1 protein-coding gene is annotated in these 15,115 nt (G+C 75.6%); it reads right to left on the reverse strand.

The genetic code is table 11. From position 1 onward, the window contains the following. Positions 1-15,085: type I polyketide synthase (locus OG982_RS30745; protein WP_266950249.1), on the reverse strand; the 15,085-nt coding region annotated here is incomplete at its 3' end. Between the last annotated feature and the right edge of the window lie 30 nt (positions 15,086-15,115).

The following is a 15,115-nucleotide window of genomic DNA, read 5'->3' on the forward strand; positions in this document are numbered from 1 at the left end:
TACGGTCCAGAACCGCGGAGTCCGAGCCGAACAGCACGTCCTTCAGGGGCAGTTCCAGCTGCCCGCACACCGCGTCCAGCGCGGCGGCGAACACCGGGTACGCCTCGTACAGCTCACGCCCCATGCCCAGCCGCTGGCTGCCCTGCCCCGTGAACAGGAACGCAAGCTTCCCGGTTCCGGCAGCGCCCACCGTGCCCCGCGTCACGGCAGCGTTGGCCAGGTCGTTCTTCCCCAGCGCCTCCAGCCCGCGCAGCAGTTCCTCGCGGTCGCCGGCCACGACCACCGCACGGTGGTCGAAGGCGGCGCGCCGGGTCGCCAGTGAGTAGGCCACGTCGGTGGCCCGCAGCTCGGCCGGCTCCCCCAGGTGCGTCCGCAGGCGGGCCGCCTGGCCGCGCAGCGCGTCCGCCGACCTGGCGGACAGCACGTACGGCAGCACCGGCACGCCATCGCCGTCGGCGGCGGTCACAGCCGCCTCCTCCGGAGCCTGCTCGATGATGGTGTGGGCGTTGGTGCCGCTGATGCCGAACGACGACACACCGGCCCGGCGCGGGCGGCCCGTCTCCGGCCACGGCGTGTTCTCGGTGAGCAGCGTGACGGCGCCGTCCTCCCAGTCCACGTGTGGGGTCGGCTCGTCCACGTGCAGCGTCTTGGGCAGGACCCCGTGCCGCATCGCCATGATCATCTTGATGATGCCCGCGACACCGGCGGCGGCCTGCGTGTGGCCCATGTTGGACTTGATCGAGCCCAGCCACAGCGGCTCGTCCGCCGCACGCTCCCGGCCGTACGTCGCCAGCAGCGCCTGTGCCTCGATCGGGTCGCCCAGGGTCGTACCCGTGCCGTGCGCCTCGACCACGTCGATCTGCTCGCTGGTCAGTCCGCCGGAGGCCAGGGCCTGGCGGATGACGCGCTGCTGGGACGGACCGTTCGGGGCAGTCAGGCCGTTGGAGGCGCCGTCCTGGTTGATCGCGGAGCCCCGGACCACGGCCAGTACCGGGTGGCCGTTGCGGCGGGCGTCCGACAGCCGCTCGACGAGCAGCATGCCCGCGCCCTCGGCCCAGCTGGTGCCGTCGGCGGCCGCGGCGAAGGACTTGATGCGGCCGTCGGCGGCCAGCCCGCGCTGGCGGCTGAACTCGGTGAAGGTGCCCGGCGTCGACATGACGGTGACGCCGCCGGCCAGTGCCATGGTGCATTCGCCGCCCCGCAGCGCCTGGATCGCCCAGTGCAGGGCGACGAGGGAGGAGGAGCAGGCCGTGTCGACGGTGACCGCAGGGCCTTCCAGGCCGAAGGCGTACGAGACGCGGCCCGAGGCGATGCTGCCGGAGTTGCCGGTGCCGAGGTACCCCTCGACGCCGTCGGGCACGGAGGTGATCCGGGTGGCGTAGTCGTGGTACATGATGCCCGCGAAGACGCCGGTGCGGCTGCCCCGCATGGTGGCCGGGTCGATGCCGGCCCGCTCGAACGCCTCCCACGAGGTCTCCAGCAGCAGTCGCTGCTGCGGGTCCATGGCCACGGCCTCGCGCGGCGAGATCCCGAAGAACGCCGGGTCGAACCGGCCCGCGTCGTGGAGGAAGCCGCCGGAGCGGGTGTAGCTGGTGCCCTTGCCGTCCGGGTCCGGGTCGTAGAGGGACTCCAGGTCCCAGCCGCGGCCCTGCGGGAACTCCGAGATGGCGTCGGTGCCACCCACCACCAGGCGCCACAGGTCCTCGGGGGTTTCGACCCCGCCGGGGTAGCGGCAGCTCATGCCGACGATCGCGATGGGGTCGTCGTGGAGCGCGGCGCCGAGGGACGCGGGCACGGCGGTGGCCGCGGCGGCCGTCTCCTCGTCCGGGGTCAGGGACAGGCCCAGGACCTCGGTCCGCAGGTACGCCGCGAGCGCGCTCGGCGTGGGGTAGTCGAAGACGAGCGTGGCGGGCAGCCGTTCGCCGATGGCGGCGCCGAGGCGGTTGCGCAGCTCGACCGAGGTCAGGGAGTCGAAGCCGAGCTCCTTGAACGCCCGGTCGGCCGGCACCTCGTCGGTCGAGGCGTGGCCGAGTACGGCGGCCACCTCGGCCCGGACCGTCTCCAGCAGGGCCGCCTCCCGCTCTTCGGCGGGCAGCGCGGACAGCCGCGTACGGAGCGCGGCCCCGTCGGCCGTGGCACCCTGGCCGACCGCCCGGCGTGCCGGTACGCGGACCAGGCCGCGCAGCAGGTCGGGAACCATGCCGGTGCGTGCCTGGGCGCGGAGGGCGGCCAGGTCGAGCGGGAGGGGTACGAGCAGCGGGTCGTCCGTGCGGCGGGCCGCGTCGAAGAGGGCGAGGCCGGTCTCCGGCGCGAGGACGCCGATGCCGCCGCGGTTGATGCGGTCGCGGTCGCCGTCGGCCAGGTCACCGCCCATGCCGCCGACCCCGGTCCACAGGCCCCAGGCGAGGGAGGTGGCGGCCAGACCCTGGGCCCGGCGGTGGGCGGCCAGGGCGTCCAGGAAGGTGTTGCCCGCCGCGTAGTTGGCCTGGCCGGCGCCACCGAAGACACCAGCGGCCGAGGAGAACAGCACGAACGCGGAGAGGTCCAGGTCCTGGGTGAGCTCGTGCAGGTTCCACGCCGCATCGACCTTCGGCCGGAGTACGGCCGACAGACGCTCGGCGGTCAGCGAACCGACCACACCGTCGTCAAGGACACCGGCCGTGTGCACGACCGCCGTCAGCGGGTGCTCCGCAGGAACGCCGGCGAGTACCGCGGCCAGCGCTTCACGGTCGGCCACATCACACGCCGCCCACGACACCTCAGCGCCCAGACCGACGAGCTCGGCCGACAACTCCGCCGCCTCACCACGACGGCTCACCAGCAGCAGACGCCGAACACCGTGCTCGGCGACCAGATGCCGGGCAAACAGCCCGCCCAGCGAACCACTCGCACCCGTCACCAACACCGTGCCATCGGCATCCCACTCGACGCCCGCACCAGCGGCGACCGCCGTACGCGCCAGCCTCGGCACCAGAACCGCGCCACCCCGCACCGCGACCTCGGACTCGCCCGAGGCCAGCGCGGCCGACAGCCCGGCCTCGACGTCACCCTCGGCGTCGATGTCGACCAGGACGAGACGGCCCGGGTTCTCCGACTGCGCCGAGCGCACCAGACCCCACACCGGCGCGTGCGCCAGGTCGGACACGTCCTCACCCGGTACGGCGGCCACCGCGCCCCGGGTCAGGAACACCAGACGCGATTGCGCCGACCGCTCGTCGGCCAGCCAGTCGTTCAGCAGACCCAGCACCCGGGCCGTCCCGGCGTGCACCGCGCCGACGACATCGCCGCCGGTCGGCTCCACGCACGGCACCACCAGCGCCGCCGGAGTCCCGTCCTCCTCACCCCACATCAGCCAGTCGTCGAAGGAGCCGCCACCGGCCGCCTCCGCCCACTCCACACGGAACAGGGCGTCACGGGTCAGGTCCGGCGTGGTGTCGAGCTGGTCCCGGCTGACGGATCGCAGGGCCAGGCCGGCGACCGAGGCCACCGGGGCCCCCGTGGTGTCGGCGATGGTGAGGGCGACCTCGCCGTTGCGGGCGGTGGTCAGGCGCACCCGGAGCGCCGAGGCGCCGACCGCGTGCAGGGAGACACCGGACCAGGAGAACGGGAGCCGTCCTTCGCCGCCGGCGGCGTCCGCGGTGCGCAGTCCGAGCGCGTGCAGGGACGCGTCGAGGAGGGCGGGGTGCAGGCCGAACCGTGCGGCGTCGTCGTCGGCCGCCTCGGGGAGCGCGACCTCGGCGTAGTAGGTGTCGTCTTGGCGCCAGGCGGCCCGCAGGCCCTGGAACACCGGGCCGTACCCGAATCCGGATTCCGCGAGGCCCTCGTACAGGCCCTCCACGGGGACGGCCTCCGCTCCGGCCGGCGGCCACTCGGTGAGGCTCTGCGGGGCCTGGTCGGCCCCGGTGGCGAGCACACCGACGGCGTGCCGCGTCCACGGCGCATCCGGATCCACGCCCTCGGGACGGGAGTGGAGGGTGAGGCTGCGGCGCCGGCCCGACGCGTCGGCCGCTCCGACGGAGAGCCTCAGCTGTACGCCGCCGTGCTCGGGCAGCACGAGGGGGGCTTCCAGGGTGAGTTCGTCGACCAGGTCGCAGCCGACGTGCTCGCCGGCCCGGAGCGCGAGCTCGACGAAGGCCGTGCCGGGCAGGAGGGCGGAGTCCATGACCCGGTGGTCCCCGAGCCAGGGGTGGGTGGTCAGCGACAGCCGTCCGGTGAAGAGGTGGCCGTCGGAGTCGGGCAGTTGGACCTCGGCGCCGAGCAGCGGGTGGTCGGCGGTGCCGAGCCCGGCCGCCGCGACGTCGCCGTCCGCGCGGCCGGCGTCGAGCCAGTAGACGCTGCGCTGGAAGGCGTACGTCGGCAGGTCGACGCGCCGGACCCCGAGCGGGGCGTAGAACGCGGGCCAGTCGACGGCGGTGCCGCGCACGTACGCGGTGGAAAGCGCCGAGAGCAGGGTCTCGGGCTCGTCGCGTCCCGCGCGCAGGGCGGGGGCGAAGGCCGCGGAGCCGCTGTCGTCGGTCAGGCAGGTCTGTGCCATCGCGGAGAGCACGCCGTCGGGGCCGAGTTCGAGGTACGTCGTGACTCCGGCGGCCTCCAGGGCGCGGACGCCGTCCAGGAAGCGGACCGCCTCGCGGACGTGGCGGACCCAGAAGTCGGCCGAGCCCATCTCGTCGGTGATCAGCGCGCCGGTCAGGTTGGAGACGACCGGGATCCGGGGGCTCGCGTACGCCAGCCCCTCCGCCACCTGGCGGAAGGCGTCGAGCATGCCGTCCATGTGGGGCGAGTGGAAAGCGTGGCTGACGGTCAGCCGCTTGGCCTTCCGGTCGGCGAACGACTCGGCGACCGCGGCCGCCGCGTCTTCGTCACCGGCGATGACCACCGAGCGCGGGCCGTTGACGGCCGCGATGCTGACGCGGTCGGTCAGCATCGGCAGGACCTCGTCCTCCGACGCCTCCACCGCGATCATGACCCCACCCGCGGGCAGCGCCTGCATCAGGCGGCCGCGCGCCGCGACCAGCGTGCACGCGTCCTCCAGCGAGAACACACCCGCAACATGCGCGGCGGCGATCTCACCGATCGAGTGACCCGACAGGAAGTCCGGCTTCACACCCCACGACTCGACGAGGCGGAACAACGCCACCTCGACCGCGAACAACGCCGGCTGCGTGAACTCCGTACGGTCCAGAACAGCGGCATCGGAACCGAACAGGACGTCCTTCAGCGGCAGTTCGAGGCCAAGCCGCTCGGACACCGCGTCGAGCGCGGCCGCGAAGGCCGGGTAGGTCTCGTAGAGCTCGCGTCCCATGCCCAGCCGCTGGCTGCCCTGCCCCGTGAAGAGGAGGGCGAGCTTTCCGCCCGCCGTCGGCGCGCCCTGGACCAGGCCCGCCGCCGAGCGGCCCTCGGCGAGGGCGGCCAGGCCGGTGCGGAAGCCGTCGAGGTCGGCGGCGACCACGGTCGCGCGGTGGTCGAACACGGCCCGGCCGGTCGCCAGCGAGTGGCCGATGTCGGCCGGCGCCGTCTGCGGGTGTGCCTCCAGGTGGGACAGGAGCCGCTCGCCCTGGGCCCGCAGGGCCTCGGGGGTGCGGGCGGTCAGGTGCCACGGGAGCGCCGCCGGTGCGACCGGGACGGCGGGGGCGGCCGGGGTGGCGGGGCTCTCCGGGAGTTCGACGATGGCGTGCGCGTTCGTACCGCTCATGCCGAAGGAGGAGATGCCGGCGCGGCGCGGGCGGCCGGTCTCGGGCCAAGCCCGCTGTTCGGTGAGCAGCGAGACCGCGCCCGCCGACCAGTCCACGTGCGGGGACGGCTCGTCCACGTGCAGGGTCTGCGGCAGGACGCCGTGGCGCATCGCCTGGACCATCTTGATGATGCCGGCGACGCCCGCCGCGGCCTGGGTGTGGCCGAAGTTGGACTTGACGGAGCCCAGCCACAGCGGCCGGTCCGCGGGGCGGTCCTGGCCGTAGGTGGCGAGCAGGGCCTGCGCCTCGATGGGGTCGCCGAGCCGGGTGCCGGTGCCGTGGGCCTCGACGGCGTCGACGTCGGCGGAGGCGAGGCCCGCGTTGGCGAGGGCCTGGCGGATGACGCGCTGCTGGGACGGACCGTTCGGGGCGGTCAGACCGTTGGAGGCGCCGTCCTGGTTGACGGCGGTGCCGCGTACGACCGCGAGGACCTGGTGGCCGTTGCGGCGGGCGTCGGAGAGCCGCTCGACGAGCAGCATGCCGACGCCCTCGCCCCACGCGGTGCCGTCGGCGGCGGCCGCGAACGGCTTGCAGCGGCCGTCGGCGGCGAGGCCGCGCTGGCGGCTGAACTCCGTGAAGACGTCGGGGGTGGTGATGATGGTGACGCCGCCCGCCAGGGCGAGGGAGCACTCGCCGGCCCGCAGGGCCTGCGCCGCGAGGTGCAGGGCGACCAGCGAGGAGGAGCACGCGGTGTCGACGGTGACGGCCGGGCCCTCGAAGCCGAAGGTGTAGGAGACGCGGCCGGAGGCGATGCTGCTGGAGCCGCCGGTGCCGAGGTAGCCCTCGACGCCTTCGGGGACGGTGTTCAGGCGGGACACGTAGTCGTTGTGCATCTGGCCGACGAACACGCCGACCTGTCCGCCGCGCAGGCCCGTCGGGTCGATCCCGGCGCGCTCGAAGGCCTCCCAGGAGGTCTCCAGCAGCAGCCGCTGCTGCGGGTCCATGGCGAGGGCCTCGCGCGGGTTGATCCCGAAGAACGCCGGGTCGAAGTGGGGGGCGTCGTAGAAGAAGCCGCCTTCGCTGGCGTACGAGGTGCCGGGGTTGTCCGGGTCGGGGTCGTAGAGCGCCTCGGTGTCCCAGCCTCGGTCCGCGGGGAGGTGGGCGATGCCGTCGCGGCCCTCGGCGAGCAGCTCCCACAGGTCCTCGGGGCTGCGGACGCCGCCGGGGAAGCGGCAGCTCATGGCGACGATGGCGATGGGGTCGTCGGCCTCGGCGGCGGCCGACCGGACCGTGAGGGCGGCGGCAGCGGCCTCGGAGCCGAGGAGTTCGTCCTTGAGGTAGCCGGCGAGCACCGTGGGGGTGGGGTAGTCGAAGACGAGGGTGGCGGGCAGCCGGACCCCGGCGGCGGCGCCGAGGCGGTTGCGGAACTCGACGGCGGTCAGCGAGTCGAAGCCGAGGTCCTTGAAGGCGCGGCCGGGTTCGACGGCGTCGGGGGTGGCGTGGCCGAGGACGGCGGCCACCTGGTCGCGTACGAGGTCGAGCAGGAGCGCGTCGCGCTCGTTCTCGGGAAGGCGTACGAGCTGCTCCACCAGCGGGGTTCCGGTCCCGGCCGCGGTGGCCTGGGCGGCCCGGCGGGCGGGGGCGCGCACGAGGCCGCGCAGCAGCGCGGGCACCATGCTCGCGTCGGCCTGGCGCAGCGGCGCGAGGTCGAGCTGCATGGGGACGAGGTGGGCGTCGCCGGTGTGGTGGGCGGTGTCGAGGAGGGCGAGACCCTCTTCGGAGGAGAGGCCGAGGACGCCGGAGCGCGTCATGCGGTCCTTGTCGGCGGTGTCGAGCTCGCCGGTCATGCCGCTGGCCTCGGCCCACAGGCCCCAGCCGAGGGAGGTGCCGGGCAGGCCGTGGGCCTGGCGGTGGCGGGCGAGGGCGTCGAGGAAGACGTTCGCGGCCGCGTAGTTGGCCTGGCCGGCGCCGCCGAAGGTGCCGGCGGCGGAGGAGAAGAGGACGAAGTCGGCCAGGTCGTGGTGGCGGGTCAGCTCGTGCAGGTGGAGCGCGGCGTCGGCCTTGGGCCGCAGGACGTGGTCGATCCGTTCCGGGGTGAGGGCCTCGGCGATGCCGTCGTCGAGGACGCCGGCGGTGTGGACGACGGCGGTCAGCGGGTGTTCGGCCGGTACGGAGGCCAGCAGCGCGGCGAGGGCCTCGCGGTCGGCGGCGTCGCAGGCGGCGACGGTGACGTCGGCGCCGAGGGCGCGCAGCTCCGCGGCGAGTTCGGCGGCGCCGGCGGCGGCCTCGCCGCGGCGGCTGGTCAGGACGAGGCGGCGGGCGCCCCTGACGGTGACGGCGTGCCGGGCGACGAGTGCGCCGAGGGTGCCGGTGCCGCCGGTGATGAGGACGGTGCCGTCAGGGTTCCAGTCGGCGGGCACGGTGAGCACGATCTTGCCGACGTGGCGTGCCTGGCTGAGGTAGCGGAAGGCCTCGGGGGCCTGGCGCAGGTCCCATGCGGAGACGGGCAGGGGGCGCAGGGAGCCGGCCCGGAAGAGGGCGAGGAGCTCGGTGAGCATCTCCTGGATGCGGTCGAGGCCGGCCTCGGTGAGGTCGAACGCCTGGTAGCTGACGCCGGGGTGGGCGGCGGCGACGTCCCGGGGGTCGCGGACGTCGGTCTTGCCCATCTCGACGAAGCGTCCGCCGCGCGGCAGGAGCCGCAGGGAGGCGTCGACGAATTCGCGGGCGAGGGAGTCGAGGACGACGTCGACGCCGCGTCCGGCGGTGGCGGTGCGGAAGGTCTCCTCGAAGTCGAGGGTGCGGGAGGAGGCGATCCGGTCGTCGGTCAGGCCGAGTCCGCGCAGGGTGTCCCACTTGGCGGGGCTGGCGGTGGCGTAGACGTCGGCGCCCCAGTGGCGGGCCAGCTGGACGGCGGCCATGCCGACGCCGCCGGCGGCGGCGTGGACGAGGAGGGTTTCGCCCTCGCGCAGGCCGCCGAGGTCGTTGAGTGCGTAGTACGCCGTCATGAAGACGATCGGCACGGCGGCGGCCTCGGCGAAGGTCCAGCCCTCGGGCATCGGGGCGATCATGCGGCGGTCGACGACGGCCAGCGGGCCGAAGGCGCCGGGCAGCATGCCCATGACGCGGTCGCCGGGGGCGAGGTCGGTGACGCCGGGGCCGGTCTCGACGACGGTGCCGGCGCCTTCGCTGCCCATCAGGCCGGGGTCGCCGGGGTACATGCCGAGGGCGTTGAGCACGTCGCGGAAGTTGAGGCCGGCGGCGCGGACGGCGACGCGGACCTGGCCGGGCTCCAGGGGCGCCTCGGACTCGGGGCTGGGGACCAGGGTGAGGTGGTCGAGGGTGCCCTTGTCCTGGATGTCCATGCGCCAGGCGGACTCGCCCGGGGGCGGGGTCAGCGGCGTGGTCGCGGGGACGCGGGCGAGGCGGGGCGCGTGGACGGTGCCGCGGCGGATCGCGAGCTGCGGTTCGCCGGTGGCGAGGGCGGCGGCCAGTGCCTCGGCCAGTGTTTCGGCCAGTGTTTCGGCGGGGGTGGCGGCGTCGAGGTCGGCCAGGACGAAGCGGTCGGGGTTCTCCGACTGCGCGGAGCGGACCAGGCCCCAGACGGGGGCGTGGACCGGGTCGGCGAGGTCCCAGTCGCCCGGGGTGGCGACGGCGCCGCGGGTGACGAACACCAGGCGGGACGCGGCGAACCGGTCGTCGCCGAGCCAGCCCTGGACCAGGGCGAGTGCCCGGTGCGTGGCGGCACGGACGGCGTCCGGGGTGAGCGCCCCCGCCGGGGCGGACGGGCAGGGGGCGAGGACGTAGGCGGGAGCCGGGGCGCCGGCGTCGAGGGCCGCGCCGAGGGCGACGAGGTCGGCGTGGACCGGCCCGGGCAGCGCGGCACTTCCGGAGCCGGTGCCGGAGCCGGAGTCGGCGGCACCGGCAGCGGCAGCGGCAGCGGCAGCGGCAGCGACGGTGCCGGAGCCGGAACCGGAGTCGGAACCGGAGTCGGCGGCAGCGGCAGCGGCAGAGCCGGAGTCGGCGCCCGAGCCGGAGTCAGTGCCTGAGGCCGAGCCAGCGGCGGAGCCCGGGGCGGAGTCAGTGCCTGAGGCCGAGCCGGCGGCGGAGCCCGGGGCGATGACGGCCCAGGGGGCCGCGGGGGCGCCGGCGGGGGCGGGCGGGAGCGGGACGGTGGCCCACTCGATCCGGAACAGCGACTCGTGGTAGGCGGCGCGGGAGGCGCCGGCCAGCCGGTCGGCGGAGACGGGCCGGACGATCAGGTGGTCGACGGTGGCGACGGGCGCGCCGGTCGTGTCGGCCAGCTGGAGGGAGAGGGAGTCGGCGCCGTCCGCGGTGAGGCGGACGCGCAGCGCGGACGCCCCGACGGCGTGCAGGGACACCCCGCGCCAGGAGAACGGCAGTCCGGCCTGCCGGTCGCCGTCGGAGGAGACGAACGTGGCGTGCAGGGCGGCGTCGAGGAGCGCCGGGTGCAGGCCGAAGCGGGTGGCCTCGGTGTGCCGGTCGTCGGGCAGGGCCACCTCGGCGTAGACGTCGTCGCCGAGGGTCCAGGCGGCGCGCAGGCCCTGGAAGACGGGCCCGTAGGCGAAGCCGCCCTGGCCGAGGTGCTCGTACAGGCCGTCGACGGTGACGGCCTCGGCGCCGGGCGGGGGCCAGGCGGTGAGGTCGAAGGCGGGGCGCGGCGCGCCGGTGGCGAGGACGCCCGCGGCGTGCCGGGTCCAGGGCTCGTCGTCGGCGGCGTCGGGGTCGCCGGAGTACAGGTCGAGGGTCCGTCGGCCGTCCTGGTCGGGTGCGCTGACCACGATCTGGAGGCGTACCGCGGCGTGCGGGGCGAGGACCAGCGGGGCTTCGAGGGTGAGTTCCTCGAGGACGTCGCAGCCGGCCTGGTCGCCTGCGCGGACGGCGAGTTCGACGAAGGCGGTGCCGGGCAGCAGGACCGTACCCATGACGGCGTGGTCGGCGAGCCAGGGGTGGGTGTCGAGGGAGAGGCGGCCGGTGAACAGGAAGCCCTCGCCGTCGGCGAGCGGGACGGCGGCGCCGAGCAGCGGGTGGTGGGCGGCGCCCAGGCCCGCCGATTCGACGTCCCCGATGAATCCGGCGGGGGCTTCGAGCCAGAACCGGCGGCGCTGGAAGGCGTACGTGGGCAGGTCGACGCGGCGGGCGCCGGTCGCGGCGAAGTACGCGGGCCAGTCGAGGGGGACGGCGCGGGTGTGGACGGCGGCCATCGCGGCGGTGAGCGCCTCGGCCTCGCCGCGGTCGCGGCGCAGGGCGGGGACGAACACGGCGTCGGTGGCGTCGTCGGTGTCGGTGAGGCAGTCGCGTCCGAGGCCGGACAGGACGCCCTGCGGGCCGAGTTCGAGGTACGTGGTGACGTGCTCGGCGTCCAGGGTGCGGATGCCGTCGAGGAAGCGGACGGCCTCGCGGACGTGGGAGACCCAGTGCTCGGGGGTGCGCAGTTCGTCGCCCGCCACGGCTCCGGTGAGGTGGGTGACGACGGGGATGACGGGCGCGTGGTAGGTGAGGGAGGCGGCGACGTCGCGGAAGGCGTCGAGCATGCCGTCCATCAGCGGGGAGTGGAAGGCGTGGCTGACGGTGAGCCGCTTGGTCCGGCGGCCGCGCCGCTCGAACTCGGCGGCGATCTCCAGCGCGAGGGTCTCCTCGCCTGAGACGACGACGGCGGAGGCGGAGTTGACGGCGGCGATGCCGATCCGGTCCTCGTGGCCGGCGAGCAGCGGCCGGACCTCGTCCTCGGTGGCGGTCAGCGCGATCATGGCGCCGCCCTGGGGCAGTGCTTCCATGAGGCGGCCGCGGGCGGCGACGAGGGCGGCCGCGTCGGGCAGCGAGAGGACGCCCGCGACGTGCGCGGCGGTGATCTCGCCTATGGAGTGGCCGGCGACGAAGTCGGGGTGCACGCCCCAGGACGCGACGAGGCGGTAGAGCGCGGTCTCCAGCGCGAACAGGGCGGGCTGGGTGTGGCCGGTCCGGTTCAGGAGGTCGCCGTCCTCGGCGAACAGGATGTCCTTGAGGGGCTGTTCGAGGTGCGGGTCCAGGGCGGCGCACACCTCGTCGAGGGCGGCGGCGAAGGCGGGGTGGGCGGCGTACAGTTCGCGGCCCATGCCGGGGCGCTGGCTGCCCTGTCCGGTGAAGAGGACGGCGAGCCGGCCGTCGGCGGCGTCGTGCCGCACGAGCCGGGCGCTGTCGCGGCCCTCGGCGAGGGCGGCGAGTCCGGTGAGGAGTCCGTCACGGTCGCCGGCGACGACGACGGCCCTGCGGTCCAGGGCGGTACGGGTGGTGGCCAGGGAGAACGCCACGTCGGCCGGGTCCGCCTCGGGGTGCAGCGCGAGGTGGTCGGCGAGCCGGGCGGCCTGGGCGCGCAGCGCGTCGGGGGTCCGGCCGGAGAGGAGGAACGGCAGCGGGGCGGCGGACTCGGCGGCCGCGCCGGCCGGGTCGCCGTCGCGGTCCGTGTCCTGCTGGGCGGGCGGCTGTTCGATGATGACGTGCGCGTTGGTGCCGCTGACGCCGAAGGAGGAGATGCCCGCGCGGCGGGGGCGGCCCGTCTCGGGCCAGGCGGCGGCTTCCGTCAGCAGTTCGACGGCGCCGGCGCTCCAGTCGATGTGCGGGGACGGCTCGCCGATGTGCAGCGACGCGGGCAGGACGCCGTGGCGCATCGCCTGCACCATCTTGATGATGCCCGCGGCGCCGGCGGCGGCCTGGGTGTGGCCGATGTTGGACTTGATGGAGCCCAGCCGCAGCGGCCGGTCCTCGGGCCGGTTCTGGCCGTAGGTGGCGAGCAGGGCCTGGGCCTCGATGGGGTCGCCGAGGGTGGTGCCGGTGCCGTGGGCCTCGACGGCGTCGACGTCGGCGGTGGTCAGTCCGGCGTGCGCGAGGGCCTCGCGGATGACGCGCTGCTGGGAGGGCCCGTTGGGGGCGGTGAGGCCGTTGGAGGCGCCGTCCTGGTTCACGGCGGTGCCACGGACGACGGCCAGGACCGGGTGGCCGTTGCGGCGGGCGTCGGAGAGCCGCTCGACGAGGATCATGCCGGCGCCCTCGGCCCAGCCGGTGCCGTCGGCGTCGGCGGAGAAGGACTTGCAGCGGCCGTCGGTGGACAGGCCGCGCTGGCGGCTGAAGTCGATGAAGGTGTCCGGGGTGGACATGACGGTGACGCCGCCGGCGAGCGCCATGTCGCATTCTCCGCTGCGCAGGGCCTGCGCGGCCAAGTGCAGGGCGACGAGGGAGGAGGAGCAGGCCGTGTCGATGGTGACGGCGGGGCCTTCGAGGCCGAAGGTGTAGGAGATGCGGCCGGAGGCGACGCTTCCGGCGGTGCCGGTGCCGAGGTAGCCCTCCAGGCCCTCGGGGACGGCCGGGAGCCGGGTCAGGTAGTCGTGGTACATGACGCCGGCGAAGACGCCGGTGCGGCTGCCGCGGACGGAGGCGGGGTCGATCCCGGCGCGTTCGAAGGCCTCCCAGGAGGTCTCCAGCAGGAGCCGCTGGTGCGGGTCCATGGCGAGGGCCTCGCGCGGGTTGATGCCGAAGACGTCCGGGTCGAAGTCGGCGGCGTCGTGCAGGAAGCCGCCCTCGCGGGTGTACGAGGTGCCGGCCCGGCCGGGGTCGGAGTCGTAGAGCGCGTCGAGGTTCCAGCCGCGGTCGGTGGGGAACGGGGAGATCGCGTCGGCGGAGCCGGCGACGAGCTGCCACAGCTCCTCGGGGGTGTTGACACCGCCGGGGTAGCGGCAGCTCATGGCGACGATGGCGATGGGCTCGTCGGCGACGGCCCGGGTGGTGGCGGTGGTGGCGGCCGGGGCCTGGGCCGCCTGGTCACCGAGGAGTTCGGTGCGCAGGAACGCGGCGAGCGCGTTCGGGGTGGGGTAGTCGAAGACGAGAGTGGCGGGCAGCCGGACGCCGGTGGCCGAGCCGAGGCGGTTGCGCAGCTCGACGGCCGTGAGCGAGTCGAAGCCGAGTTCCTTGAAGGCCCGGCCGGGGTCGACTGCGTCGGGGCCGGGGAAGCCGAGGACGGCGGCGACCTGGACGCGGACGGTGGCCAGCAGCAGCCGGTCGCGCTCGGCGGCGGTCAGCGGCAGCAGCCGCTCGGTGAGGCCGTCGGCGGGCGCGGCGCCCTGGGCGGCGGCGGCCCGGCGCGCGGCGGGCCGGACCAGGCCGCGCAGCAGCGGGGGCACCATGCTCGCGTCGGCCTGGCGCAGGGCGGCCAGGTCGAGGTGCATCGGGACGGCGGTGGCCTCGCCGGTGGCGCGGGCGGTGTCCATGAGGGCGAGGCCCTCGGCGGAGGACAGCGCGGCGACTCCGGCGCGGGAGATCCGCTCCAGGTCGGTGTCGGCGAGGTCGCCGGTCATGCCGCTGCGTTCGGCCCACAGGCCCCAGGCGAGCGCGGTGGCGGGCAGGCCTTCGGCGCGGCGGCGGTGGGCGAGGGCGTCGAGGAAGGTGTTGGCGGCGGCGTAGTTGGCCTGTCCGGCGGCGCCGAGGGTGCCGGCGGCGGCGGAGAACAGGACGAACGCGGCGAGGTCGGCGTCGCGGGTCAGTTCGTGCAGGTGGACGGCCGCGTCGACCTTGGCGGGCAGGACGTGGTCGAGCCGCTCGGGGGTGAGCGCCTCGAGGATGCCGTCGTCGAGGACGCCGGCGGTGTGGACGACGGCGGTCAGCGGGTGTTCGGCCGGTACGGAGGCCAGCAGCGCGGCGAGGGCCTCGCGGTCGGCGACGTCGCAGGCGGCGAGGGTGGCCTCGGCGCCCAGGGCGCGGAGTTCTTCGAGGAGTTCGCCGGCTCCGGCGGCGGCCTCGCCGCGGCGGCTGGTCAGCAGCAGGCGGCGGACGCCGTGTTCGGTGACCAGGTGGCGGGCGACGAGCCCGCCGAGGGTGCCGGTGGCGCCGGTGACCAGGGCGGTGCCGTCCGCGTCGAGCGGGCGGGCCTCCTGCCCCTCGGGGGCGGGCAGGGCGGGGACGCGGCCGAGCCGGGGGACGACGGCGCGGCCCTCGCGCAGGGCGAGCTGCGGCTCGGCGGTGGCGAGCGCTGCGGGCAGGGCGCGCAGGGACTCCTCGCGGTCGTCCAGGTCGAGCAGGACGAACCGGTCGGGGTGCTCGGACTGGGCCGAGCGCAGCAGGCCCCACAGCGGGGCGTGCGCCAGGTCGGCCACGTCGCAGGCGCCGGCGGTGGCGACGGCGCCGTGGGTGACGAACACCAGCCGGGAGCCGTCGAAGCGGGCGTCGGCGAGCCAGGCCCGGGCGAGGTCCAGGGCGTGGTGCAGCGCGTCGCGGACGGCGGCGGACAGCGCGGCGTCGACGGTGGTCCGCGCGGGCGCGTCCACGGCGGGGACGGGGACGACGACGGCCTGCGGTACGGGGCCGCCGGCCTCGATGGCCGCGGCGAGGGCGGCGAGGTCGCCGTGCGCGGCGGCGGTGGGCAGCACGGCGGTGAAGCGGGGGCGGCCCCGGCCGCG

Source organism: Streptomyces sp. NBC_01551 (genome assembly GCF_026339935.1).
GTDB lineage: Bacteria > Actinomycetota > Actinomycetes > Streptomycetales > Streptomycetaceae > Streptomyces.